20 protein-coding genes and 1 tRNA gene are annotated in these 26,721 nt (G+C 62.8%); 14 read left to right on the forward strand and 7 right to left on the reverse strand.

Features of this window, described 5'->3' with window-relative positions:
* The 5 genes from P1U55_RS12470 to pdxH all read right to left on the reverse strand — a co-directional run.
* On the reverse strand, positions 1-3,286 hold a 3,286-nt coding region (locus tag P1U55_RS12470; protein WP_301047947.1), incomplete at its 3' end, for a vitamin B12-dependent ribonucleotide reductase.
* A 964-nt stretch (positions 3,287-4,250) separates the two neighbouring features.
* A tRNA-Pro gene (locus P1U55_RS12475) sits at positions 4,251-4,327 on the reverse strand.
* 52 nt (positions 4,328-4,379) lie between these two features.
* Positions 4,380-4,919 carry a DUF192 domain-containing protein gene (locus P1U55_RS12480; protein ID WP_301047948.1) on the reverse strand — a complete coding sequence of 180 codons (540 nt, stop codon included), beginning with the start codon at positions 4,917-4,919 and terminating at the stop codon, positions 4,380-4,382.
* Complete coding sequence (locus P1U55_RS12485; protein ID WP_301047949.1) at positions 4,892-5,434, reverse strand: cold-shock protein; 543 nt, start codon at positions 5,432-5,434, stop codon at positions 4,892-4,894. The genes P1U55_RS12480 and P1U55_RS12485 overlap by 28 nt, the downstream gene beginning before the upstream one ends.
* 121 nt (positions 5,435-5,555) lie before the next feature.
* Positions 5,556-6,164 carry a pyridoxamine 5'-phosphate oxidase gene (gene pdxH, locus P1U55_RS12490; protein WP_301047950.1) on the reverse strand — a complete coding sequence of 203 codons (609 nt, stop codon included), beginning with the start codon at positions 6,162-6,164 and terminating at the stop codon, positions 5,556-5,558.
* A gap of 204 nt (positions 6,165-6,368) precedes the next feature.
* On the opposite strand from pdxH, the gene fabI reads away from it, so the two are divergent.
* The 5 genes from fabI (at position 6,369) to trpE (ending at position 12,621) form a co-directional block, all read left to right on the forward strand.
* Complete coding sequence (gene fabI / locus P1U55_RS12495) at positions 6,369-7,193, forward strand: enoyl-ACP reductase FabI (protein ID WP_301047951.1); 825 nt, start codon at positions 6,369-6,371, stop codon at positions 7,191-7,193.
* 200 nt (positions 7,194-7,393) lie between these two features.
* Complete coding sequence (gpt, locus tag P1U55_RS12500; protein WP_301047952.1) at positions 7,394-7,912, forward strand: xanthine phosphoribosyltransferase; 519 nt, start codon at positions 7,394-7,396, stop codon at positions 7,910-7,912.
* 39 nt (positions 7,913-7,951) lie between these two features.
* On the forward strand, positions 7,952-9,142 hold the full coding sequence (locus P1U55_RS12505; RefSeq protein ID WP_301047953.1) for an aminotransferase: 1,191 nt from the start codon (positions 7,952-7,954) through the stop codon (positions 9,140-9,142).
* Positions 9,143-9,217: 75 nt separating this feature from the next.
* Complete coding sequence (locus P1U55_RS12510; RefSeq protein ID WP_301047954.1) at positions 9,218-11,086, forward strand: SurA N-terminal domain-containing protein; 1,869 nt, start codon at positions 9,218-9,220, stop codon at positions 11,084-11,086.
* Positions 11,087-11,103: 17 nt separating this feature from the next.
* On the forward strand, positions 11,104-12,621 hold the full coding sequence (trpE, locus tag P1U55_RS12515; RefSeq protein ID WP_301047955.1) for an anthranilate synthase component I: 1,518 nt from the start codon (positions 11,104-11,106) through the stop codon (positions 12,619-12,621).
* Positions 12,622-12,668: 47 nt separating this feature from the next.
* On the opposite strand, the gene P1U55_RS12520 is transcribed toward trpE, so the two are convergent.
* A complete protein-coding gene (locus P1U55_RS12520) occupies positions 12,669-14,915 on the reverse strand; it encodes a divergent polysaccharide deacetylase family protein (RefSeq protein WP_301047956.1) in 2,247 nt (748 codons plus the stop codon).
* A 180-nt stretch (positions 14,916-15,095) separates the two neighbouring features.
* Between P1U55_RS12520 and P1U55_RS12525 the strand changes: the two genes are divergently transcribed.
* From P1U55_RS12525 to lexA, 6 genes are all read left to right on the forward strand, one after another.
* Complete coding sequence (locus P1U55_RS12525) at positions 15,096-15,686, forward strand: aminodeoxychorismate/anthranilate synthase component II (RefSeq protein WP_301047957.1); 591 nt, start codon at positions 15,096-15,098, stop codon at positions 15,684-15,686.
* A complete protein-coding gene (gene trpD, locus P1U55_RS12530) occupies positions 15,683-16,699 on the forward strand; it encodes an anthranilate phosphoribosyltransferase (RefSeq protein ID WP_301047958.1) in 1,017 nt (338 codons plus the stop codon). The genes P1U55_RS12525 and trpD overlap by 4 nt, the downstream gene beginning before the upstream one ends.
* A 62-nt stretch (positions 16,700-16,761) precedes the next feature.
* Positions 16,762-17,571 (forward strand): indole-3-glycerol phosphate synthase TrpC, encoded by an 810-nt coding sequence (gene trpC / locus P1U55_RS12535; protein ID WP_301047959.1) that lies wholly within the window; start codon positions 16,762-16,764, stop codon positions 17,569-17,571.
* 3 nt (positions 17,572-17,574) lie between these two features.
* Positions 17,575-18,048, forward strand: coding sequence for a cyclic pyranopterin monophosphate synthase MoaC (gene moaC / locus P1U55_RS12540; protein WP_301047960.1), 474 nt, complete (start codon positions 17,575-17,577; stop codon positions 18,046-18,048).
* Entirely contained in the window at positions 18,045-19,214 is a 1,170-nt protein-coding gene (gene glp / locus P1U55_RS12545; protein WP_301047961.1) for a gephyrin-like molybdotransferase Glp, read from the forward strand. Before moaC ends, glp begins: the two co-directional genes overlap by 4 nt.
* A gap of 87 nt (positions 19,215-19,301) precedes the next feature.
* On the forward strand, positions 19,302-20,003 hold the full coding sequence (gene lexA / locus P1U55_RS12550; protein ID WP_301047962.1) for a transcriptional repressor LexA: 702 nt from the start codon (positions 19,302-19,304) through the stop codon (positions 20,001-20,003).
* A gap of 15 nt (positions 20,004-20,018) precedes the next feature.
* On the opposite strand, the gene P1U55_RS12555 is transcribed toward lexA, so the two are convergent.
* On the reverse strand, positions 20,019-22,001 hold the full coding sequence (locus P1U55_RS12555; RefSeq protein WP_301047963.1) for a ComEC/Rec2 family competence protein: 1,983 nt from the start codon (positions 21,999-22,001) through the stop codon (positions 20,019-20,021).
* A gap of 133 nt (positions 22,002-22,134) precedes the next feature.
* Here P1U55_RS12555 and gltX point away from each other — a divergent pair, with 133 nt between their 5' ends.
* The 3 genes from gltX to P1U55_RS12570 all read left to right on the forward strand — a co-directional run bounded on the left by gltX (position 22,135) and on the right by P1U55_RS12570 (position 26,584).
* Positions 22,135-23,550 carry a glutamate--tRNA ligase gene (gltX, locus tag P1U55_RS12560; RefSeq protein WP_301047964.1) on the forward strand — a complete coding sequence of 472 codons (1,416 nt, stop codon included), beginning with the start codon at positions 22,135-22,137 and terminating at the stop codon, positions 23,548-23,550.
* A gap of 109 nt (positions 23,551-23,659) precedes the next feature.
* Positions 23,660-24,955, forward strand: a complete 1,296-nt coding sequence (gene gltA / locus P1U55_RS12565) for a citrate synthase (RefSeq protein ID WP_301047966.1) — start codon at positions 23,660-23,662, stop codon at positions 24,953-24,955.
* 231 nt (positions 24,956-25,186) lie between these two features.
* Positions 25,187-26,584 (forward strand): calcium-binding protein, encoded by a 1,398-nt coding sequence (locus P1U55_RS12570; protein ID WP_301047965.1) that lies wholly within the window; start codon positions 25,187-25,189, stop codon positions 26,582-26,584.
* Positions 26,585-26,721: the final 137 nt, after the last annotated feature.

The raw sequence follows: 26,721 nt of genomic DNA on the forward strand, positions 1-26,721 counted from the left end.
CGAGGTCATCAAACGAAGCGCCCTGGGGCTTTACATGGGCCAGATCGGTGCGATCAAGGTAACTCACCGCAAGCTCGCGGAAGATGTAATCCAGGATCGAGGTGGCATTCTTGATGCTGTCGTTGCCCTGCACCATGCCAGCCGGCTCGAACTTGGTGAAGGTGAAGGCATCGACGAACTCTTCAAGCGGCACGCCGTATTGCAGGCCCACCGAAACCGCGATGGCGAAGTTGTTCATCATCGCCCGGAAGCCCGCGCCTTCCTTGTGCATGTCGATGAAGATCTCGCCAAGGTTGCCATCGGCATATTCGCCGGTGCGCAGATACACCTTGTGCCCGCCGACAATCGCCTTCTGGGTATAACCCTTGCGGCGCTCCGGCATCTTGTCACGCTGGTGTTTCGTCACTTCCTTGATGATCACCTTCTCGATGATCTTTTCGGCCAGAACCGTTGCCTTTTCATGGGTCGAACCGCTTTCAAGGGCTTCCTGTGCGTCCTCGTCGTCTTCGACCAGCGCGGAGGCCAGCGGCTGGCTCAGCTTCGAGCCGTCGCGGTAAAGCGCGTTGGCCTTGATCCCCTTGCGCCAGCTGCGCTCATATGCGGCCTGGCAATCTTCGATCGAGGCATCGTTCGGCATGTTGATGGTTTTTGAAATCGCCCCTGAGATAAAGCTTTGAGCGGCGGCCATCATATCAATGTGGCTGTTGACCGACAGGAAGCGCTTGCCCTTCTTGCCGCAGGCGTTGGCGCAATCGAACACGCTGTAGTGCTCTTCCTTCAGATGCGGCGCGCCTTCCAGCGTCATGGTGCCGCAAACGTGGTCATTGGCGGCTTCGATCTGGGCCTTGGTGAAGCCGAGCGAGGAGAGCAGATCAAAGGACGCATCGTTAAGCTTTTCGGCGGGGATGCCGAGAACTTCGGTGCAGAACTCTTCGCCAAGGGTCCACTGGTTGAACACGAAGCGGATGTCGAAAGCAGAAGGAAGCGCCGCTTCGACCTTGTCGATCTCGGCCTGGCCAAAGCCGTGGCCAACAAGCGAGGTATGGTTAATGCCGGGCGCATTGCCAAGCGAGCCATGGCCCACCGCATAGGAGATGATCTCGCCGATCTCCGAGTCCCGGTAGCCGAGGTTCGACAGGGCCGCAGGGACCGACCGGTTAATGATTTTGAAGTAACCGCCCCCGGCGAGCTTCTTGAACTTCACCAGGGCGAAGTCCGGCTCGATTCCGGTGGTGTCGCAGTCCATCACAAGGCCAATGGTGCCGGTCGGGGCAATCACCGAAACCTGCGCGTTGCGGTAGCCGTGCTTCTCGCCCAGCTCCAGCGCTTCGTCCCAGGATTGCCGCGCCAGTTTGATCAGCGTCTGGTCGGGGCAGTTGGCATCATCCAGCGCCACCGGGGCGACGTTCATCGCCTCATAGCCCTCGGTCTCGCCCATCGCCGCGCGGCGGTGGTTGCGCATCACCCGCAGCATATGCGCGCTGTTGCGCTCATAGCCGGGGAAGGCGCCAAGCTCACCGGCCATTTCGGCAGAGGTGGCATAGGACACGCCCGTCATGATGGCACTCAGGGCGCCGCAAAGGGCGCGGCCTTCGTCGCTGTCATAGCCAAAGCCCATGTTCATCAGCAGGCCGCCGATATTGGCGTAGCCAAGGCCCAGGGTGCGGAAATCATAGGACCTTTGCGCGATCTCCCTGGAGGGGAACTGCGCCATCATCACCGAGATTTCCAGCGTCACGGTCCAAAGGCGCGTGGCGTGGATGTAATCCTCGGCCTGAAACACGCCATCCTTGAGGAAGGTCAGCAGGTTCATCGAGGCGAGGTTACAGGCGGTATCGTCAAGGAACATGTATTCCGAGCAGGGATTGGAGCCCCGGATCGCGCCATCTTCCGGGCAGGTGTGCCAGGCGTTGACGGTGTCGTGGTACTGGATGCCGGGATCGGCGCAGGACCATGCGGCGTGGCCAATATCTTCCCAGAGTTCCCGCGCGCTGATTTCCTTGGCCACCGAGCCATCGGTGCGGTTGATCAGCTCCCAGGGCAGGTCTTCCTTGACGGCCTTCAGGAAGGCATCGGTGACGCGCACCGAGTTGTTGGAGTTCTGGCCCGAAACGGTGGCGTAGGCTTCGCTGTCCCAGTCGGTGTCATAGGTCGGGAACTCGATCGAGCTATAGCCCTGGCGCGCATAATCGAGCACGCGCTTGATGTAAGTCTCGGGGATGCGGCTCTTTTTCGCGTCCTTGACGGCGGCTTTCAGCGTGTCGTTCGCGTTGGGGTCATAGGCGCCCTCTTCGGAGCCGTCAAAGGCCTTGATGGCGGCGAAGATCGCGTTGAGCTTCTCTTCGTGCATCTTGGAGCCTGCGACCAGCGAGGCCACCTTCTGCTCTTCCTTGACCTTCCAGTTAACGTATTCCTCGATATCGGGGTGATCGGCATCCACGATCACCATCTTGGCTGCACGCCGGGTGGTGCCGCCCGATTTGATCGCGCCCGCCGCCCGATCACCAATTTTGAGGAAACCCATCAGCCCCGAGGAGCGCCCCCCGCCCGAAAGGTTCTCTCCCGCGGCCCGCAGGCTGGAGAAGTTGGTGCCGGTGCCCGAGCCATACTTGAACAGCCGTGCCTCACGCACCCAAAGGTCCATGATGCCGCCGTCATTCACCAGATCGTCGCCGACCGACTGGATGAAGCAGGCATGGGGCTGCGGGTGCTCATAGGAGCTTTTGGACTTGGTGAGCTTGCCGGTTTTGTAATCCACATAGTGGTGGCCCTGCGCCGGGCCATCGATGCCATAAGCCCAGTGCAGGCCGGTGTTAAACCACTGCGGGCTGTTCGGCGCGGCCTTCTGCGTGGCCAACATGAAGCGCATTTCGTCAAAGTAGGCGCGCGCGTCGGCTTCGGTGGAAAAGTAGCCGCCTTTCCAGCCCCAGTAGGTCCACGCCCCTGCAAGGCGGTCAAAGACCTGGCGTGCCGAGGTTTCGCCGCCAAACCGCTCTCCCTTGGGGAGCTTTTCCAGCGCGGCTTCGTCGGGCACCGAGCGCCACAGGAACTCGGGCATGCCCTTTTCCTTGACCTTCTTCAGTGCGGCCGGAACCCCAGCTTTTCGGAAATACTTTTGCGCGATAACGTCAGAGGCAACCTGGCTCCAGTCCGCCGGGACTTCCATGTCCTTGAGTTGAAACACGACCGAGCCGTCGGGATTGCGGATCTCCGAGCTGGTTTTGGTAAACGGCAGTGCATCATATGCAGAGCCTTCAGCGGAGGTGAACTTGCGTTCGATTTTCATTATTTCCGTGCCTCTTTAATCGCGTGGTGCCTTTTGCGGCACCTCATTTGGTTGCATCCCCGGTCGGTGGCCTCATCCACCTACGCGTCCAGTGCCGTGTGGCCGCAAAGGGGAGACCGCCGGGTGAAGCCACCCGCACGCGTCAGGCACAGCTACGGCCTGTCGAGTTTTCTGCATGTCCTGGGTTCGTGAACCCGTCCCTTGTGCGACGCACCGCTCGTGTTTCCCCGTATGCGCGCGGGGCCGATGCGGTTTGCGATGGCGGATGGCAGGTGGGCTGATGCACATGGCACCGGTGTGTCCCCGATCGGGCCTTGCTGGCCTTTGTCTGGCACCGGTTTCCCGGTTATGCCCCCTGCCGCCTCGCCCTCACCCCTACATCTTGTGGCGGCTTGGTCGGCCCATACAAGAAACCGCATCTGAGGGGCGTGCGTCAACGCTAAAAACCGGGTCAAAACGGAATCTTTACACTTGACCGATAGGGCATCGCGATTCGGCCGAAGGCGGCAGACGATTCACTCACAGGCTGTACGCAACTCACCACAGAATGTAGAGTTTGGGGCAAGTCATACTAAATGTTGATTAAACCGGCAAAGACCTGCCTATGGAAACCCCATGTTGTGCCGCACCTTGCACAGCCTCGTACCACTCGGAGCCGCCAACGCCCTCATAGGTGCCATCAGGCATAGCCTCATAGCCCCTTCCCCTGCGGCAACCCCACACAACGGCCTGCATTCCGCTATCCGCACAAAATTTAGGCGCAGTGACACCACTATATATGGGGAGTGCGGCGCACAAACGCCCCTGAGGATGATTCTGAAACGCGCCCGTCGGTACCAACATCGAGCGCCAGTGAAGCCCCGGCAAAGTGTAGGCGAACCGGGCACAGGCCATCGCTCGCCCAAACGCCACCAGCCCCACCGCAAAGGGCAGAGCTGAAGATCATTCGGCTGGTGGTGGTAAATGGTCGGGGCGGAGAGATTCGAACTCCCGACCCTCTGTTCCCAAAACAGATGCGCTACCAGGCTGCGCTACGCCCCGACGACGCGCGGTTTACCCGCCTTGCGCTGGAATGGGAAGAGGATTCGGCAACTCAATTTGAGTTAGGCGCAATCGGGCAGGCCCATGCCGCCTTTTCCCCGAGGCCCGGATGCAGCAATTCAGCCCCCGGCGTGATCCCCAGCGCCTTTGCCAGCCCGCCGTTGATCTCAAGCACCGCCTTCACCGCATCCCCACCGGGAATCGCGGTTTCATCGTGGGGGATCGCATTGGAATGCACCCGCGTCACCACGCCCTGCTCATCCAGAAACAGCATATCCAGCGGGATCAGGGTGTTTTTCATCCAGAAAGCCGCAGGCCCGGCGCGCCCATAGATAAACAGCATCCCCGCCCCGCGCGCCATGGTCTCACGGTGCATAAGCCCCTGAGCGCGCTCGGCGGGGTCATCGGCAATTTCCACCGAAAAGCGCAGCTCGCCAAAATCGCCCCGCAGGCGAACCTCGGACGGGTCGCAGGCACGCGCTGAAACCTCAGCCTGCGCCACACCTCCCACGCTGGCCAGCCCGCCGCATAGCGTGAGCGCCAGTGCAAAAGCCGTCGACAGCCTTACCCGTCCTTTAGAGCCATTTCCCATGAGAGCACCTGCGTTGCCATCCGTCCGCGCCGCCCCTCGACCACGCGCAGGCAGATTGCCTCGCCCGGTTGCAGGTCTGCAAGGCCAGAACGGCGAAGCACCTCAATGTGAATGAAAATGTCTTCCGGGCGGCCAAAGACGTTGGCAAAGCCAAAGCCCTTGCCCTTGTCAAACCATTTCACCCGTGCCGGCTCCATAGCAAGCGCTGCAAGCGTTTCCGCGTCAAGCGCGGCCACGTCATCCAGTGGCGGTGTGTCGCCGGGCTCAGGAGGTTCGATGCTGTGCACCTCAACGGCCTGCACTCCGCGCGCCGTTTCCTGCACAGATATATCGATCCCCGCACCGTCAGCGATGGAGCTTTGGCCGAAATTGCGCAGCACATTGGCGTGGAGCAAGATATCAGGCCCACCCTCATCAGCGAGCACAAAGCCAAACCCCTTTGCAGGATCAAACCACTTCACGCGCCCCTTGACCCTCTGGAGGAGGTCTTCATTATTGTGTTCGTTGTCGTCCATACTTTGTCCGCAGCGTGTTTTTCCTTGTGATCCGTTCGGATGGCCGTGCCAAACGAACGAACTGCTCCAACATGGAGCATCCCCAACCACCTAAAACCACGCTTGTCCGCCCCCCCCCGGGTTACGGATACAAACGCTGTATCTGCCAATCCGGTTCAGTAACGCTGGAACGAGTCCACCTGAACCGGTCATGCAAGCGAAAAGCCCCATCTGCCCAAAATTCGATCTCGAGTGGCAAGATCCGAATTCCGCCCCAATGCGGCGGGCGATCGGGGGTTCTCCCTTTCTTTGCTGTCACCACTGCGACCTCGGATATGAGCGTCGCGCGGGATGACAAAGGTTGGCTTTGCCGTGAAGCCCAGGCTCCCAACCTGGATTTCAAAGAGCGGGAAGCGAAGTACGCATCGGCCTTTGGGCCGTCTTCCCGTTCTGCAATTCCCCGCACGCGAATCTGGCGTCTCAGGGATTTGGCATGCCAAACAAAAGCTGCCTTTCCGCTTCGTTCTACTTCTTTCCCCTTAGCGCTATCCCAGTTCGTAAAAAAGATGAACCCATGATCTTCGATTTCCTTCAACAACACCATCCGGGTGTTTGGCAACCCCTCTGAATCGACAGTTGCCAAGGCGATGGCATTGGGATCATTCGGCTCGGTTTCCCCTGCGTCTTCCAGCCACTTGCGCGCAAGGGCGAAAGGGTCATCTCCGGCAAAAATACCTGTGCGATCAGACATTGGATCACTCCTTGCTATTGGCGACGTTCGCCCCGGGTCATGACGCTGGTTAGGCAAACGACTCCGCAGATAACATCATACTTCCGGAGCATCCTCCATATTGTTGCGAATTTGCTTTGCATTTGCGCCAGGTAAGTCGCCCGCTTGCAACCCTGCCCTGCGCTGCCGTAAATGGTGCAACGGCAGCGCGAAGGAGCGGTCCAGATGAAATCGGATCTGATGGCAGGCAAGCGGGGGCTCATCATGGGCCTCGCGAACGACAAATCAATTGCATGGGGCATCGCGAAAGCCTGTTCCGAGGCGGGGGCCGAACTGGCGCTCACCTATCAGGGCGAGGCGTTCAAAAAGCGCGTGCTGCCGCTGGCCGAGGCGCTTGGCTGCACCTTGATGGCCGATTGCGATGTCAGCGATATGGACAGCGTCGATGCCGCTTTTGCCCAGATCGAGAAGGAATGGGGCAAGCTCGATTTCTACGTTCACGCCATCGGCTATTCCGAAAAAGGCGAACTGCGGGGCCGGTATGTTGACACCTCCCGCGATAATTTCCGCGTGTCGATGGATATCTCGGTGTATTCCTTCACCGCCTGCGTTGCGCGGGCCGAGAAGCTGATGAAAGACGGCGGCTCCTGCCTGACGCTTACCTATTACGGCGCCGAAAAGGTGATGCCGCATTACAATGTGATGGGCGTGGCCAAGGCCGCGCTGGAGGCCTCGGTGCGCTACCTTGCCGAAGACCTCGGCAAAGACGGCATCCGGGTGAACGGCATCTCCGCCGGCCCGATCAAAACGCTGGCCGCTTCGGGCATTGGCGATTTCCGCTATATCCTCAAGTGGAACGAGCTGAACTCACCGATGCGCCGCAATGTCACCACGGATGAGGTTGGCAAATCGGCGCTCTACCTGCTGTCCGATCTGGGCTCGGGCGTGACCGGCGAGGTGCACCATGTGGATGCAGGCTATCACGCCGTTGGCATGAAAGCCGTCGATGCGCCCGATATTGATGTGGTCACAGGGCGCAAAGACGCCTGAAGCCCGGCGCTTTTCCGCTCAAACCGCTCGGCGCGCCTTTGCTTTAGCGGCCCGCCCCGATGATCGGCGCAGCAAACACCCTACGCCGCGAGAATCACACCAATTCCCGCATCATGACCATCAATCGCGTTCTGCCCTCTCGACGGCAGGGCTCGAGCGCGGCTATCTAGGGGCAAAGTAACAACAACAAGGGACACCCCATGGCCGATCGCCTCCCCCACGAAAAAGGCTTTCACATCAGCTGGGACCAGCTCCACCGCGACAGCCGGGCGCTGGCGTGGCGGCTTGACGGCAAAGGCCCTGACGATGGCGCCTGGCGAGCCGTGGTGGCGATCACCCGTGGCGGCATGGCCCCCGCAATGATCGTGGCACGCGAGCTTGATATCCGCACCGTCGATACGATCTCGGTCAAAAGCTACCACTCCGGCGGCGGCAAGGCCGATGAGCGGCGCGAGGCCGAGGTGCTCAAAAGCCCCGACCCGGTGATCATGGGCGATGGCACCGGCATTCTTGTGGTAGACGATCTGGTAGACACCGGCAAAACGCTGGAACTGGTGCGCGAACGGTATCCAAATGCGCATTTCGCCACCGTTTATGCCAAGCCACAGGGCGAGCCGATGGTCCACACCTTCATCACCGGGGTCAGCCAGGACACCTGGATTTTCTTCCCGTGGGATATGGCCCTGCAATACGTTGAGCCCTATCGCGGCAAGGACTGACATGGCCTTGCTTCCCGGCCTGTCGCCCCTCTGCGCCGCATGAGCCTGCCGCGCCCCGCCACCGCCCGCACATTCGCCTCGCCAGTGGTGGAAGCGCGGGGCTGGCTGAGCGGTGTGACCTTCCCCAAGGATCGCCCGCTGATCGACGCGGGCCAAGCCGCCCCCTCCGGCCCACCCCCCAAGGCGCTGCGCGAGGTGATCGCCCGCGCCGCCCTGGAAAACCCCGCCGCCCACCGCTACGGCCCCGATCTGGGGCTCCCGGCGCTGCGCGAGGCTTTGGCCGCCAACATCTGCGCCACCTATGGCGGCACGGTGAGCGCGGCGCAGGTCGCCATCACCTCCGGGGCCAACCAGGCGTTTTGCGCCGCAATTGCCAGCCTCGCCGCGCCGGGGGATGAAGTTTTGCTGCCAAGCCCTTGGTATTTCAATCACAAAATGTGGCTTGATATGTCGGGCATCAACACCGTGCCACTGCCCTGTGACGCGCATCTCATGCCCGATCCCGAGGCAGCAAAGGCGCGGATCACACCGCGTACCCGCGCCATTGTGCTGGTCACCCCAAACAACCCGACGGGAGCCGAATACCCCGCTCCCCTCATCGCCACCTTCCGCGACCTCGCCCGCACCCATGGGATCGCGCTGATCATCGATGAAACCTATCGCGATTTCGCCGCATCCACCGGCGCGCCGCATAGCCTTTTCACCGATCCTGATTGGGATGATACGCTGATCCACCTTTACAGTTTTTCCAAAAGCTACCGCCTCACCGGCCACCGCGTGGGGGCAATCGCCAGCTCGGCGGCACGTTTGGGCGAGGTCGAGAAGTTTATCGACACTGTCACCATCTGCCCTTCGCAGCTTGGCCAGATCGCCGCACTCTGGGGCTTGCAGAACCTTGGCCAATGGGTCGCCTCCGAGCGGGCCGAGGTGCTTACCCGGCAAGCCGCAATGCGCGCCGCCGCGCCCGAACTGGCCTCGGCCGGATGGCGGCTTTTGGGGCTTGGCGGCTTCTTTGCATGGGTCGAGCACCCGTTTCAGGCCTCAAGCCATGAAATCGCCCAAGCCCTCATCACCGGGGCCTCTGCCCTCACCCTGCCCGGCACCTTCTTTACCCCGCCCGAGTCTGCCAGCCCTGGCCTACGCCTTGCCTTCGCCAACCTCGATGCGCCCCGGATCGCCACCCTTGCCAGCCGCCTTGCGCAATTCTCACCCGATTTCAGCAAGCTGTGAGCGCCCCCGCCCTTGCCCCTCCGGCCTCGCGCGGATAGGAATTGCCAACTGATTAAACCCCAAGAGGGCAAGGGCATGGCAGAGCGCAAAAAAGGCAAGAGCATTGGCAACATCATCGTTTGGGGCCTCATGGCCTTGCTCGTCTTCAGCCTCGGGGGCTTTGGGATTGCCAACTTCGGGGCGTCGATCAGCACGATCGGTGAGGTTGGCGACGAACCGATCACGGTAAACACCTATTACCGCGAGTTGGTCGCCGAGATTCAGGCCGCCGAGCGCCAATCGGGCGAGCGGGTGAGCATCGCTGAGGCCGAGGCAGGCGGGCTGATCAGCCAGGTGCGCAGCCGGCTCGTGGCCGCCGCCGCCATGGATAACGAGGCCGCACGGCTTGGCCTTTCGGTGGGCGATCGCGCCGTGGCCGAGCAAGTGCAGGCCGCGCCCGCCTTTCAGTCGCTCGATGGCAAGTTTGATTCCGCCCGCTACCGCGAAGCTCTGTCGCGCCGCGGCATGAGCGTTGAGGAATATGAGACCGGCATCCGCAAGGAAACCGCCCGCACCATCCTGCAAGGCGCCGTGATTGGTGGCCTCCCCGAATCCCGCGTTCAGACCGACACGATGATGACCTACTTTGGCGAGCGCCGCAGCTTTCGCTGGGTGCGGATCACGCCGCAGGCCCTTACCGAGCCGCTGCCAGAGCCGTCCGAAGAGCAGCTGACCACCTATTACCAAGGCAACACGCCCGATTTCACCTCCCCCGAGATGAAGCGCATCACCTATGCGTGGATCCTGCCCGAGCTGCTGATCGACACCGTCGAAATTGATACGGAAGCCGCCCGCAAGCTCTATGATGGGCGCGCTGCCGAGTTCCAGCAGCCTGAGCGGCGTTTGGTGGAGCGGCTGGTCTTCTCCACCGATGAAGCCGCCGCCGAAGCCCGCGCCAAGCTCGATGCCGAAGAGGCCAGCTTTCAGGATCTGGTCGAGGCGCGTGGCCTCACGCTGGAACAGATCGACATGGGCGAAGTCACCGCCGAAGAGCTTGGCGATGAGGCGAGTGAAGCGGTGTTCGCGCTTGATGGCCCCGAGGTCGTCGGCCCCTTCCCCACCAATCTTGGCCCGGCGCTGTTTCGCATGAACGGTATCCTCGCGGCCAGGAACGTCAGCTTTGAAGAAGCCCTGCCGGAGCTGTCCGAAGAACTGAAGCAAGAGCGCGCCCGCCGGGTGATCGCCGATATGGAAGAGCAGATCGAAGACCTGCTCGCCAGCGGTGCCACCCTTGAGGAAATCGCCGACGAAACCGAGCTTGAGCTTGGCCAGATTGATTTCTGGGATGGCATGGGCGAAGGCCCCGCCACCTACAACGCGTTCCGCGCGTCAGCCCTTGCCATTACCGCTGATGACTTTCCCGAGCTTGGTCGCCTCGAAGATGGCGGCATCTTTGCGATGCGCCTTGATGAGGTGCTGGAGCCCACGCTGGCGCCCCTCGACGAGGTGCGCAACAAGGTGATCGCCGGGTGGGAGACCGAAGAAACCGAAAAGCTGCTGATGGAAAAAGCCAATGAGCTTGCCGCCCAGCTTGAGGCCGGTGCCCCCCTCTCTGCGAGCGCCTTCCCGGTGGAAGAGGCCGAGGGCATCACCCGCGACGGCTTCATCAACAACACCCCCCCGGCGCTGGTGGTCGAGGCCTTCAAGCTGAAAGAAGGCGAGCACGCGGTGTTTGAGGCCTTCGGAGATGCCTTCGTGGTGCAGTTGACCAAAATCGCCCCGCCCGCCGAGGATGATGAGCGCATGACCATGCTGCGCCAACTGCTTGTCCAGCAAACCGCTGGCAGCCTGTCGGTTGATATCTACAACGCCTTCGCCGCAACCCTGGCTGACAAGGCCGGGGTCGAGATGGACCTGTCGGCGATTGCGCAGGTCAACGCCCAGATTTCAGCCAATCTGCCCTGACCCGAGGATAAGAGCGTATGAGCAGGATCGAACCGAGCTTTGAGGCCTTCGCCCGTGGCTATGAGGCAGGCGAAAATCAGGTGGTTTACACCCGTCTCGCGGCGGACCTTGATACGCCCGTGTCGCTCATGCTCAAGCTGGCAGGCGCACGCGAGGACAGCTTTGTGCTCGAAAGCGTCACCGGGGGCGAGGTGCGGGGCCGCTACTCTATCGTTGGCCTCAAGCCCGATCTGATCTGGCAGTGCGATGGGGACAAGGCCCGGATCAATCGCCAAGCCCGGTTTGATCCGCAAGCCTGGGAGGCCGAAAGCGCCGCGCCGCTTGACAGCCTGCGCAGCCTGCTGGCCGAAAGCCGCATCACCCTGCCCGCTGGCCTGCCCGCCGCCGCAGCGGGCCTGTTTGGCTACCTCGGCTACGATATGATCCGCCTTGTCGAGCATCTGCCCAACGTAAACCCCGATCCTCTTGGCCTGCCCGATGCGGTGATGATGCGCCCCACCATGGTGGCGGTGCTCGATGGCGTTAAGGGCGAGGTCACGCTGGTGTCCCCGGCTTATGTCCAGTCCGGCCTCTCGGCCCGTGCCGCCTATGCGCAGGCCGCCGAGCGGGTGATGGACGCCCTGCGCGACCTTGATCGCGGCCTCTCCGGTGAAAGCCGCACGCTGGAAAGCACCAATGAAGCGCCCACCGCGCCGGTGTCGAACTTCACCAAAGAGGGCTATAAATCTGTCGTCGAGAAGGCCAAGGCATACATCCGCGCGGGCGATATCTTTCAAGTCGTCCCGTCGCAACGCTGGGCGCAGCCCTTCACCCTGCCCCCCTTCTCGCTCTACCGCAGCTTGCGGCGCACCAACCCCTCGCCGTTCATGTTTTTCTTCAACTTCAGCGGCTTTCAGGTGATCGGCGCCTCGCCCGAAATCCTCGTGCGTTTGCGCGAGGGTGAGGTCACGATCCGCCCCATCGCAGGCACCCGCCCACGCGGGGCCAATGAAGAGGAAGATCGCGCGCTCGAGGCCGAACTGCTCTCGGACGAAAAGGAACTCGCCGAGCACCTGATGCTGCTCGATCTGGGCCGCAATGATGTGGGCCGTGTCGCCAAGATCGGCACCGTACATCCCACCGAGGAATTCAACGTCGAGCTTTACAGCCACGTCATGCACATCGTCTCCAACGTGGTGGGCGAGATCAAGCCGGGCGAAGATGCGCTCTCGGCCCTGCTCGCAGGCCTGCCCGCAGGCACCGTGTCCGGTGCGCCCAAGGTGCGGGCAATGGAGATCATCGACGAGCTGGAGCCCGAAAAGCGCGGTGTCTACGGCGGCGGCGTTGGCTATTTTTCCGCCGCGGGTGACATGGATATGTGCATCGCCCTGCGCACCTCGGTCCTGAAGGACGAAACCCTCTATGTTCAGGCCGGTGGCGGGGTTGTCCATGACAGCGACCCCGAGGCCGAATGGCAGGAAACCGTCAACAAATCCAAAGCCATCAAAGCCGCCGCCGAAGACGCAGGCCACTTTGTGATGAAGGGCAACGGCTAAGGGCGCGGCACGCCAGCAGGCTTCCGGCTAGCGCCGCAAAGCCTGCCTTACTTCATCAATACCGCCGAGATCGGGGCCATGGCCATCTGGCTGCCCTTCTGGCTTGCGGCCCAGGCAAACAGGGCGGCGACCGTGTCGGCATAGGTATGGCCCACCATGACGACCTCGCCCGTTTGCCCCGCCTCAAAGGCGGCGCGATCAAGGTAGCGTGTAATTACCGGCGCGCGTTCCTGCCCGGCGTCAAGCTCACGATAGACCAGCGCAGCAGGCAGCCCGGCCTTGTCGGCCTCGCGCTTGGCACTGCTCAGCCCTTGGTCATAAAACACCATACCGTGCCCGGTATCTGCCGCGATATCAAGCAACTGGCCCGAAAGCGCGTGGTTGCCCTGGATGCCGCCCGTTGGTGTATCGAGCAGGCCAGAGGCGCTGGGGAACCGGTCGAAATAGGTTTGCAGCGTGGTCTCCAGGTCCTGCGGCGTGGCCCCGCTTGGCAAGCCCGCAGGCAGCAGCAGCACCTCAAAGCCCGCGTCGCGGTAGCGTTGCGCGGCTTCGGCGGCATCGGGAGCGGTGGGATCAATGGCAAATGTCACCGGGAAGGGCAAGGTCGTGAGCGCATCCCGCTCCAGCCCTAACCCGCCCACGTCGATCAGGATGACCGAGAACAGCGGCATGGACTGCGGGTTATCAAAGGCCACCGCATTGCGCAGCAGCGCGCCCATTTGGGCTGAGCCGCCTGGCTCTGGCGTTTCGGCGCTGGCCTCGATGGTTGGCAGCCGCCCCGTGGCCTTGTTGCGCTCGGTCAAAGGCACCACGCGCTTGCCAAAACTCCCCGATTGGCCGGGCCGCTCAGAGCCTTGCAGGGCCAGCCTTTTGGGCAGGTCGGTGCGCGGCTGGCGCTCGGTCAGCGGGCGTGTGCCGGGCAAGGTTGCGCCATTGCCTTGCGCGCGCGGCTTGGCCTCGGCGGATTGCTCAGTGGCGGGGGCGCCACTTTGCGCGGGCGGGCGCGGGGTGCGGTCAACCGGCTTGGCGGGGCGCACCGGGGTGGCTGGGGTTTCGGCCACCGGGCGCTGTGGTTCAGGGGTGGTGGCGGCTTCGGGGGCGTCTTGCACCTTGGGCTGCGCCGAAACTTCCGGCTCTACCGGCGTTGCGACCTCTGGCGTGGGGCGGGCACCGGCACCGGGCAAGCCGCTTTGGGCTTCGGGCTGCAACACCGCCACTTGCTCTCCCTCGGCCACCGTTTCGGCCTCCGGCACATCAAGGATCTCTAAGGTTTTTACAATGTTGGCGTCGGCTGGGTCGGCCTCGGCCGCTGCGCTTTCGCCAACCTCCTCAGCGGCCTCCGGCGCGGTTCCGGTGACACGTTGCGAGGCATCAGCTGTCACCGCATTCACGGCTTCGGTCACCTCGCTTACGGCTTGTTCACCGGCGTCCTTCACCACGGCGAGGGCCTCGGCGCTTTGCGCCACGGCCTGCTCCTCGGCACCGCTCACCGCATCAACCGCCTCGGCGCCCTGCGCCTTGGCTGTCTCGGCGGCTTCGCTCACGGCCGCGACCGCTTGGCTCATCACGCCATCCACGCGCTCGGCGTCTTCGGCCTCAGAGGTTGCCGCAACGGCCTCTTCTGCCCCCACAGTTTCGGGGGTTGAGATTGGCACCGACGGGCTGGTTGCAATGTCGGGGGCCTTGTCGCCCTCACGCGCGGGGCGCGGGGCGGGGCGTGGGCTGGCTGTTGCGGCGATGTTTTCGGGGGCATCCGCCCCGGCAATGCGCGGCAATTCCGCATCAAGTGATGGCGCTTCGGGCGCGTTCAGCCCCTCTGTCACTTTCGCGGGAACTTCGGGCGGCAGGGCGGCTGTGTTTTCTTCAGCGGCGTCCGGCTGCTCCGTTTCCTGAGGGGCGGCCACCTGCGGTGCGGGGGGCTCTACCGGCTTTTTGCTCTCAGCGATCTCTGGATCGGTGGTCTCAGGCTCCATCGGCTCCACGGCCGCGACAGATTCGCCAGCAGGCTCCTCAGCAACAGCCACCTCGCCCGGCGTATCCGCAACCGGCGTTTCGGCGGTGGCAGACTCATCGCGATCCGCACCCTTATCGGCCACGTCCCCCGCCTCTTCGCCAAGCTCATCGGCCATTTCCACTGGCGCAACGCTCCCTGCCTCAGGCCCTTTGGCCATAGGCATATCAGCATCAACCTTCGCCATATCCTCTGGCAGCGGTGCCACCAAGGACACCCCCATCAAACCAACCACGCCCACCAGCGCACCCCATGCGACCCCAGAGAGGAGACCTTTGCCCATTTGCCCGACCTTTCGCCTGTTATCGCTTGCTGACCATTTGGCGTGGCCTGCCCGCATGTTACGCCGCGCCGCGTGTTGAGCCAGTGATGGGCTTGACCCCGGCGGCGGGCTGCGGGCAAGTATAGCGGCAACCGCGCCGGGGTTCACCCCCCTTCACGCACTCCCGAAAGCGAAACCCAAATGCTGCTTCTGATCGATAACTATGACAGCTTCACCTATAACCTCGTGCATTACCTCGGAGAGGAGGGCGCAGAGGTGGAGGTGCGCCGCAATGATGCGCTGACCGTGCAGGACGCCATGGCGCTCAATCCCGCCTCGATCCTGCTGTCTCCCGGCCCCTGCACCCCCACCGAGGCCGGGATTTGCCTTGCCATGGTCGCCGCCGCTGCCGAAACGCGCACGCCTTTGATGGGGGTTTGCCTTGGGCATCAGGCCATTGGGCAGGCCTTTGGCGGAAAGGTGGTGCCTGCGCCGGAGATCGTGCATGGCAAGATGGGCCGCATCCGCCATGACGGGCGCGGCGTGTTTGCCGGGCTTCCCGAGGGCGAGCTTCTGGCCACCCGCTACCACTCCCTCATCGTTGAGCGCGAAAGCCTGCCCGACTCCCTTGAGATTTCTGCCGAACTGGAAGACGGCACCATCATGGGCCTGCGCCACCGCGAGCTGCCCATTGAGGGCGTGCAGTTTCACCCCGAAAGCATCCGCTCTGAACACGGCCATGCGATGCTGCGTAACTTTTTGGCCATGACCCCCGCGAAGGAAAAAGCATGAGCGATGCCTTGCGCCCCCTGATCGGCACCGCTGCCGACCGTCCGCTCACACCTGCCGAGGCCGAAACCGCCTTTGCCACGCTGTTTGACGGGGCCGCCTCGCCCGCCCAGATCGGCGGCTTCCTGATGGCGCTGCGCACCCGTGGCGAAACCGTTGATGAAATCGCCGCTGCCGCCACCGTGATGCTTGCCCGCTGCAAGCCCGTCAAAGCGCCCGCAGGAGCGATGGATATCGTTGGCACCGGCGGTGATGGGAAGGGCACGCTCAATATCTCCACCGCCACCGCCTTCGTGGTGGCCGGCGCCGGGGTGCCCGTTGCAAAACACGGCAATCGCAACCTCTCGTCCAGGTCCGGGGCGGCCGATGCGCTTGGCCAGATGGGCATAGAGGTGATGGTTGGGCCAGAGGTGGTGGAAAAGGCGCTCGCCGAAGTGGGCATCGGCTTCATGATGGCCCCCATGCACCACCCCGCCATGGCCCATGTTGGCCCCACCCGCGCCGAGCTTGGCACCCGCACCGTGTTCAACATCCTTGGCCCGCTGACCAACCCTGCCGGGGTCAAACGTCAGCTGACCGGGGTCTTTTCAAAGGATTGGCTCCTCCCCATGGCCAAGGTTCTCTCTGGTCTGGGCAGTGAGGCGGCCTGGATCGTGCACGGCTCTGACGGCACCGACGAGCTTTCCATCGCGGGCGCGTCCTCGGTCGCGGCCCTTCAGGATGGCCACATCACCGAGCGCGAGATCCACCCCGAAGACGCGGGCCTGCCTCAGCATCCGTTTGAGGACATCCTCGGCGGCACCCCTGAAGAAAATGGCAAAGCCTTCCGCGCCCTGCTCGCCGGTGAGAAAAACGCCTACCGCGATGCCGTTTTGCTTAACGCTGCCGCCGCTCTGGTCATTGCTGGCAAGGCCTCCGGCCTGCCCGAAGCGGCCGAGATAGCCGCCGAGAGCATTGATGCGGGCCACGCACTCGCCAAGGTTGAAGGCCTTTCGCGGATCACATCCGCGACCTAAGCCCAACGCGGGGGCCAATTCTCCCATTGCCCCGCCCTGCCCCGCACAATAGGTATTTGCCCATGACCGAAACAATTCTGGACAAGATCAAAGCCTACAAACTCGAAGAGATCAGCGCCGCCCGCGCCGAGCTTTCCGAAGAGGCCATGCAATCCCGCGCCGCCGAAGCTTCGCCGCCGCGCGGTTTTATCAGCGCGCTGGTGGAGAAAAACCGCCAGGGCTATGGCCTCATCGCCGAGGTTAAAAAGGCCAGCCCGTCCAAGGGGTTGATCCGGGATGACTTTGACCCAGCCGCGCTGGCCGAAGCCTATGAAGCCGGCGGCGCGGCCTGCCTTTCGGTGCTGACCGACGGGCCCAGCTTTCAGGGCGCACCAGAGTTTCTGACGCAAGCGCGGGACGCCACCAGCCTGCCTGCCCTGCGCAAGGATTTCATGTTCGACACCTATCAGGTGGCCGAGGCCCGCGCCTGGGGCGCCGATTGCATCCTCATCATCATGGCCGCCGTCGATGATCCCCAAGCCGCCGAGCTTGAGGCCGCTTCGGTTGAAATGGGCATGGATGTCTTGATCGAGGTGCACAACGAAGACGAGCTTGAGCGCGCCATGCGGTTGAACTCAAAGCTGATCGGCATCAACAACCGCGATCTGCACAGCTTTGAAACCTCGCTTGAAACCACCAAGCGCCTTGCCCGCCTGGTGCAAGCGGATCGGATCATCGTCTCCGAAAGCGGCCTGTCCACGCCTGACGATCTGGCCGAACTGGCACGCTACGGCGCGCGTTGTTTCCTCATTGGCGAAAGCCTGATGCGCGCCGATGATGTGGCCACCGCCACCCGCAATCTGCTCGCCAACCCCTACATCTCAGGACGCTGACCAATGGCTCTCTCCCACTTTGATGACGCCGGGCAAGCCCATATGGTTGACGTCTCCGCCAAATCTGTCACCGCGCGCATTGCGGTCGCCGAGGGGTGGGTGAAGATGGCGCCGCAAACTCTTGAAAAGGTTCTCGAAGGCAGCGCCAAAAAGGGCGATGTTCTGGGCGTTGCACGGCTTGCCGGCATCATGGCCGCCAAGCGCACGCCAGAGCTCATTCCGCTGTGTCACCCGCTGCCAATCACCAAGGTCTCGGTCGAGCTGGAAGCCGATGAAAGCCTGCCCGGCGTGCGCATCGCCGCGACCGTCAAGACCACCGGGCAAACCGGGGTGGAGATGGAGGCTTTGACAGCGGCATCCGTGGCCGGGCTCACCGTGTATGACATGCTGAAAGCCGTTGATAAGGCTATGGAAATCGGCGGCGTGCGGGTATTGTTGAAAGATGGCGGCAAATCCGGCCGCTACCAGGCCTCATGATCTCGGTCACCGAAGCGCAGACGCGCCTGCTGGCGCTGGTCTCTCCGCTGCCGTCCGAGACGGTGCCTTTGCGCAAAGCGGCAGGCCGTATCCTTGCCAGCCCCGTCATCGCCACGCGCCCGCAGCCGCCCTTCGCCGCCTCCGCCATGGATGGCTACGCGGTTTGCGGTAAGGTCGCCGCCGGGGCCACCTTCACGGTGATCGCCGAAAGCGCGGCCGGGCGGCGCGCCGATGTGCGCGTCAGCACCGGAGAAGCCGTGCGCATTTTCACCGGCGCCCCCCTGCCTGAAGGCGCAGATCGAGTTATTATTCAAGAGGATGTCAGCCGCAGTGGTGATGTGATCACCCTTGGCGACCGGCTGGATCGCGGCACCAATATCCGCCCCGCTGGGGGTGATTTCGCCGTCGACGCCCGGATCGAGCCGGGCCAGGTTCTCACCCCCAATCTGCTCGCTCTCGCCGCCTCCATGGGCGCGGCCGCGCTGGAGGTTGTGCGCCGCCCCGTCGTGGCCGTCATGGCCACCGGCGATGAGTTGGTGATGCCGGGCGAAACCCCCGGCCCCGATCAGATCATCGCCTCCAATTCCTTCGCCCTCACCGCGATGTTTGAGGCGGCGGGCGCCGACTGTCGCCTGCTGCCTATCGCGCGTGATACCCGTGATAACCTCACAGAGGCGTTCCATCTCGCCCGAGGCGCGGACATTGTGATCACAACCGGCGGCGCTTCGGTGGGAGACCATGATCTCGTCGGCGATGTCGCCGCCGATCTCGGCATGGAGCGCGCGTTTTATAAGGTCGCGATGCGCCCAGGCAAGCCGCTGATGGCTGGGCGCGTGCTTGATATGGCTATGGCCGGCCTTCCGGGAAACTCAGTATCATCAATAATTTGCGGCCATATCTTCATCCTGCCGATGCTGCGCAAGATGCTCCACTTGGGCGAGGCCCCGCCGCCGCGCCGCAACCTTGCCTTGGCGCATGACCTCCCGGCAAATGGCCCGCGTGAGCACTACATGCGCGGGCGCGCCACGGGTGGCTCGGTCGAGGTGTTTGACCGTCAGGACAGTTCCCTGCTGTCGGTCCTCGCCGAGGCCAATGTACTGGTCGTCCGCCCGGTCGACGATGGGCCGCGCTCAGCAGGTGATGTCGTTGAGGTGATTGACCTTTAGCCAAGAACATTTGGCGAAACGGGTTGACACAAAACGAGAACTTTGCCAGAACATAGGCAAAACGAGGCCGAGCACGGGAGACCAGTCATGCTCACGAAGAAGCAACTCGATCTGCTGAAATTCATTGATGCCCGCATGCGCCGCGATGGCGTGCCCCCGTCGTTTGACGAGATGAAGGAAGCGCTGGACCTGCGCTCGAAATCGGGCATTCACCGGCTCATAACGGCCCTTGAAGAGCGCGGTTTCATACGGCGGCTGGCGCATAAGGCACGCGCCATCGAAATCCTCAAGCTTCCCGAAGCGATGGAGCGCGAGAACGCCGCGCGCGCAGGCTTCAACCCCAAGGTGATTGATGGGGACCGCCCCGATGCGCCGCCCCCCTCCGGGGCGATGGCGATTTCGGCGGATGCAATGGAACTGCCCGTCATGGGCCGGATCGCCGCCGGTGTCCCGATCGAGGCGATTTCCGAGGTCAGCCACACGGTCGCCGTGCCCGGGGCCATGGTTGGCAAAGGTCATCACTACGCGCTTGAAGTCAAAGGTGATTCGATGATCGAGGCGGGCATCAACGATGGCGATGTCGTGGTGATCCGTGAAACCTCTACCGCAGACAACGGCGATATTGTCGTGGCGCTGGTTGAGGATCATGAAGCAACGCTTAAGCGCTTTCGCCAAAGCGGCAACTCCATCGCTCTTGAAGCCGCCAACCCGGCCTATGAAACCCGCGTGTTCCGCGATGATCAGGTGAAAGTGCAGGGCCGTCTGGTTGGCCTGATCCGCACCTACTGAGGCAAGGCGCCCACGTTAGGGGCGCGTCCATGGGCGCCGCCCGGCGGTTTCGGCAACCGTCACAAGGGTGCCTGCATTGGTTAAGGCCACAGCGCCCGTCTCCCGCATTCGCTTCGGCCCCCAGTGATCGCAGGGGCCGGGCGGCACTGGATCAAGATCAACACTGGTGATCAGCAGGCCTTCGCGGCAAAGCGCCGCCGCCTTGGCCGAGGCCCCGCGCCCCGAAACATGCGTCACCGGCACGCCCGCAACGGTGAATGCTCTTACACCATCCTCGCCCGCCGCCAGCCTTTCGGCAGCGGCAAGCTGGTCAGCCCCGTCGCCATCATTTTCCAGCCAAACCTGCGCTGAAAAGCTCTCGCCCTTGGCTTTTGAAAGCCCGCGCCCCTCGTCCGTCATCACCCCCAATAGGCCGCCACGATCTGAAATCAGCATCGCCGGGCGCTCCGCCCCCGACCAAACCACCAGCCCCGCCATAACCCCCAAAACGCCGATCCAGCGGGTTGGCCCGCGCCATAGCGCCACCACCAGCCCTCCCATCGCCAGCATGGGCAGTGCCCATGGCCCCGGATCGGGCACCCATGTGAGCGCGCCGCCCATGCTCGCCACCCGGTCCGCCACGCCCAATATCCAGCGGCAGCCCCAGCTCATCGGCGCAAGCGCCAGCCATGAAAGCCCGAGCGGTGCCAAAACCCCCGCCGCTACGGCCCAAGGCATCACCCACATGCCCATCACCGGCACCGAGGTGAGGTTAGCGATGAGCCCGTAATCGGCGATCCGGTTGAAATGCGCCGCTGCAAAGGGGGCCGTCGCCGCGCCCGCAACAAAGGACGAAATCACCAGCGTCAGCGCGCCTTTCACCGGGGCGGGCCAGCGGGCCCAGTGGGCGGAGGGTCCGCGAAGCCCGTTAAACACCGCGACCAAGGCGGTTGTTGCCGCGAACGACATCTGAAACCCCGGCCCCATAAGCGCTTCCGGGCGGCGAAGAAGCACGATGAGCGCCGCAATCGCAACGGCCCGCAGCGAAATCGCCCGCCGCCCCAGCAAAACCGCTCCCAGCATCACCGCCACCATGATGAAGGCGCGTTCCGTGGCGATATTGCCGCCCGAAAGGGCGAGGTATCCCGCCCCGGCCACAAGGGCCACCACCGCCGCAATTCGCCGCCCGTCCACCCGCAGCGCGACCGGCGGCACCAGCGCAATCCCGCCCCGGATCGCGGCAAAAACGATCCCCGTCAGCAGCCCCATATGCAGCCCCGAGATCGCCAGAAGATGCGCCAAGTTTGATGCCCGCAAATCCTCCATCACATCTTTTGACACGGCAGAGCGGTCCCCGGTGAGGATCGCCGCCGCAAAGGCCCCCGGCTGGCCCGGCACCGCCTCCCGGATGGCCGCCGAAAGCGTGACGCGGGTGCGAAACAGCGCCAGGCCCGCCTGCCCCTCTTTAGCCGGCGCAAAGGCAAAGGCGGGCACGCGGGTGTAGCCCACCGCGCCGATCCGCTTAAACCAAGCTTGGCGGCGAAAATCATATCCACCCGGCTCCACAGGCCCCGGAGGGGGCGAAAGATGCGCCGTCAACATCACCATCTGCCCCGGTTCGGGCGTGAGCCAGCGCTGATCTCCATGCAGCGACACCCGCACAAGCTGCGGCACCCGGCTTGGCGACATATCTCCCAGCGCAACCCGGTCGAGCGTGAGGCGCACCGCATCCGATTGCGAGCGGTCCATCCCGACGATCCGGCCTTCCACCGGCCCGTAGTAGCGAAAATCCAGCACCGGCACCGCCACCCATGCGGTGCGCGCCCAGCCCAAACTACCCCCGCAAAGCACCAGGGCAAGGCCCAGCAACACCGGCCCGGCGAGCTCACCCGCCAGCAGCCCGGCCACCAGGGCCAACCCTGCCGCCGCCATGGCAATCGTCACCTGCCCGCCGGTTGGCTCTACCGGGAGGCCAAAATACAGCCCGATCCCCAGCCCAAGACAGACCGGAGCCCACAACAGCAAGTGCCCCCTTTGGGCGAGAAACGGCAGCGCCAGCCTCCCCAAAAGTGGTAGCCTTGCCCTGCCTGAGCCGATTGCATACACCCTCGCAACAAAGGCACTCTTTGGTTTACAAAAGGTTAACGCTCCCATGGTTGAGGACGCGCACGCAGGCGAGGTGGTTACCCGAATCGCCCCATCTCCTACCGGATACATGCACATCGGAACCGCCCGCACCGGGCTGTTCAACTGGCTCTTCGCCCGCAAGATGGGCGGCAAGTTCCTGCTGCGGATCGAGGATACAGACCGTGCCCGCTCTACCCCCGAGGCGACCGATGCGATCTATCGCGGGATGCGCTGGCTGGGTCTGGATTGGGATGGCGATGCCGTCAGCCAGGCCGAGCGCGCGCCGCGCCATGCCGAAGTGGCGCTGGAAATGCTGGCCAAGGGGCAGGCCTACAAATGCTTTGCCACACAGGAGGAGATCGCCGCCTTCCGCGAGGCTGCCAAGGCCGAGGGCAAATCAACCCTCTTTCAATCCCCCTGGCGCGACGCAGATCCCGCCACCTTCCCCGACCTGCCCCATGTGATCCGCCTCAAGGCCCCGCGTGAGGGCGAAACGGTGATCCATGATGTTGTGCAGGGCGATGTGACCTTCAAGAACAGCACGCTGGATGACATGATCCTGCTGCGCTCCGACGGCACGCCCACCTACATGCTGGCCGTGGTGGTGGATGATTACGATATGGGCGTCACCCATGTGATCCGCGGCGACGACCATCTCAACAATGCCGCCCGCCAGTGCCACATCTATCACGCGATGGGATGGCCCCTGCCGGTTTATGCCCATGTGCCGCTGATCCTTGGCCCCGATGGCAAGAAGCTCTCCAAGCGGCACGGCGCAACCGGGGTGGAGGAATACCAGCAAATGGGCTACCCGGCCCCCGCGATGCGCAACTACCTCGCCCGGCTTGGCTGGAGCCACGGCGATGATGAGTTTTTCACCGATGCTCAGGCGCGCGCGTGGTTTGACCTTGAGGGGATCAACAAGGCCGCCTCCCGGTTTGATTTCAAGAAACTCGATCACCTTTCAGGACAACACATTGCCGCGATGGACAATATGTCCCTGATGGGAGAGATCGAAGCCTACCTCACGTCAATCGAGGCTGAAGAGCTGAGCGAAGCGCAAAAAGACGGGCTGCTGCGGGCAATGTATTGCCTCAAGGGATCGGCCCGCACCCTGCCTGTTCTGCTGGAAAAAGCCGTCTTCGTGCTGGCCTCCCGCCCTATCGTTCCAGATGAAAAGGCGGCCAAAAACCTTGATGATGTATCCCGTCGTATGCTCGGCGAATTGACGCCGCACCTGCAAAATGCTAGCTGGAACCGCGAAACTCTGGAGGCAACGCTGAATGAGTTTGCAGAGGCAAAAGACACCAAGTTCGGCAAGCTGGCCGGGCCGCTCCGCGCCGCTCTTGCTGGCCGGGCAGCCACGCCCAGTGTGTTTGATATGATGTTGGTTATTGGACGTGCGGAAACGCTCGCACGACTGCAAGACGCAGCAACTTGAGATCGGTTCGCCAACCGCTAACTATGTTGTTTGCATGACGGTTCAAACCCGGCACTAGGCCCTTTGTCATAAAGGGTCGGCGCACGGATGAAATATGAAAGGGACGTTCATGGCGGATACCTCCAAGACAGCGAAACTGAGCATTGCGGATAAAGAGATCGAGCTACCGATCCACTCGCCCACCTGTGGTCCGGATGTTGTAGATATCCGCAAACTTTACGCTCAAGGCGATGTCTTTACCTACGATCCGGGCTTCACCTCGACAGCCGCTTGCGAAAGCACGATCACCTTTATCGACGGTGACAAAGGTGAATTGCTGCACCGCGGCTATCCAATTGACCAACTGGCGTCAAAATCGCACTACCTTGAGGTGTGTTACCTGCTGCTCTACGGCGAGCTGCCCTCCGCCGAACAGCTCGAAACCTTCGAGAGCACAATCACCAATCACACCATGCTCCACGAGCAGATGCAGTATTTCTTCCGGGGCTTCCGGCGGGATGCGCACCCGATGGCGATCATGGTGGGCGTGGTTGGCGCAATGGCCGCTTTCTACCACGACAGCACCGATATCTCCGATCCGCATCAACGCGAGGTTGCGTCCCACCGCCTGATCGCCAAGATGCCCACCATCGCGGCATGGGCCTACAAATATTCGATCGGCCAGCCCTTCGTTTATCCGCGCAACGATCTGACCCACGCCGAAAACTTCCTGCACATGTGCTTCGCCGTGCCTGCCGAGGAATATAAGGTTGATCCGATCCTGAGCCGCGCGATGGACCGTATCTTCACCCTACACGCCGATCACGAGCAAAACGCCTCCACCTCCACCGTGCGGCTGGCGTCATCTTCCGGGGCCAACCCCTTTGCCTGTATCGCGGCCGGCGTGGCCTGCCTTTGGGGCCCTGCGCACGGTGGTGCCAACCAGGCCTGCCTTGAAATGCTCAAGGAAATCGGCTCGGTTGACCGCATCCCAGAGTTCATCGCCCGCGCCAAGGACAAGGAAGACCCCTTCCGCCTCATGGGCTTTGGCCACCGCGTTTACAAAAACTTCGATCCGCGCGCCAAGGTGATGAAGCAATCCGCCGATGAGGTGCTTGATCTCATGGGGATCGAGAACAACCCGGTGCTGCAAGTCGCCAAGGAACTTGAGCGTCAGGCGCTCGAAGATCCCTACTTCGCCGACAAGAAGCTCTTCCCCAATGTCGATTTCTATTCCGGCATCATCCTCGAGGCGATGGGCTTCCCCACCTCCATGTTCACCCCGATCTTCGCGCTGTCGCGCACCGTTGGCTGGGTGAGCCAGTGGAAAGAACAGCTCTCCGATCCCGGGCACAAAATCGGTCGCCCGCGCCAGCTTTATACCGGCGCCCCCTACCGCGACTACGTGGAAGTGGAAGACCGCTAGGCGCTCAACGCGCCAACCACACGAATCAGACCCAAAGGGCCGCCCCGCGCGGCCCTTTTTCGTGTTTAGGTAGAGCTTTCGCGCCCCGGATTCCCCGCAAGGAGAGATTGGCAACGGCTCGTAAACAAACTGTTTTCTGTTGTTAAGACTTTGTTAACCTCTGTTCAGGTGTTACCCTCTATCCCATACATAAGCCGCCACGGCAGTGGCGGCGTACCTGGGGGTAAAACTATGTGGATGTTTATTCTTCCCGCACTGCTGACAGTGGGGACCATCGCGGCAATCATCGAAGACCACAACGATGACGACGACGATAAGCAAACCGACACCAGCAATATTCCAACCGACGGCGATGACACCATATCACTTGGCAATGCAAACAACCTGCTGTTTGCCGGGGATGGCGATGATGTGATCGCAGGCAACGGCGGCTTTGATGAACTTTATGGCGAGGCCGGCGATGACACGCTTGATGGCGGTCCCGGCAAGGACATTCTCGATGGCGGTGAGGGAAATGATACCCTGATCGGCGGCGACTGGGATGATGTGATCTATGGCGGCGACGGTGCCGATACCATTGAGGGCAACGGCGGCTACGACATCGTTGAAGGCGGCGCTGGCCCCGATACAATTTCCGGCGGCTCCGGGAACGACACCATCGATGGCGGCGGCGGCAAAGACACCCTTGAGGGCAATGACGGCGATGACACCATCGACGGCGGCGATTGGGATGACCAGATCTCCGGCGGTGAAGGCGATGACACGCTGCTCGGCAGCGGCGGCATGGATGTGATCTCCGGCGACGACGGCAATGACACCATCGACGGCGGTGATTGGCACGATACCCTCTCCGGCGGCACTGGCTTTGACGAGCTCATTGGCGGCAGCGGTAATGACACGCTGCTTGGCGGCGCGGGCAAAGACCTCCTTGATGGTGGCCTCGGCGACGATATCCTCGACGGCGGTGAATGGGATGATGTTCTCTACGGCCAGGGCGGCGATGATGCGCTCACGGGCGGCGGCGGCAAAGACGTGATCTTTGGCGGCACCGGTGATGACACCCTTGATGGCGGCGGCTGGAATGACGTTCTGATCGGCGGTGAAGGCAGCGATACCCTTTCGGGGGGCAACGCCAATGACACCCTGATCGACAGTGGCGCAGGCAACAGCCTTTCGGGTGATACGGGCAACGATATCCTGATCAACGGCACCATCGGCTTTGATTCATCCGATCCCGACGCCCTGCACGACGCTGACTTCGGCTCTGATCTCGTCACATCCGCAATAGCGGGCTTTGCCGGCGAGTCCGGTGGCAGCACGCTTGATGGCGGCGCAGGCGACGACCAGCTTGTTTCAGCGGGCGGTGACACGCTCACCGGGGGCGAAGGCAGCGATGATTTCTACCTTGGCACCTGGGTCACAAGCAGCGTCACCATGACCGATTTTGACCCCGCCGAAGACCAGCTTTTGCTGTTCTACCCCGATGGCAGCACCGCGCCGACCGTCACCACCACGGTCGCCGCAGACTCCGCTCAGGTGTTCCTTGATGGGGTCGAGGTCGCCAATATCACCGCGCCCGGTCTCAACCAAACGGCGCTGGAAGCGGCAATCACCCTCTCGGCGGGCTAACGCCCCCGGCAAAGAGCAAATCATACCGCCCGCCCGCACCCTGCGCGGCGGGCGGCTTTTTTGTGCCCCGCGCGCCTATTGGAAGAGCTCAAATCCACCGATGCTGCGGCGCTTGCTTTGGGCTGCTTCGGTGTTCC

Source organism: Vannielia sp. (assembly GCF_029212645.1).
Taxonomy (GTDB): Bacteria; Pseudomonadota; Alphaproteobacteria; order Rhodobacterales; family Rhodobacteraceae; genus Vannielia.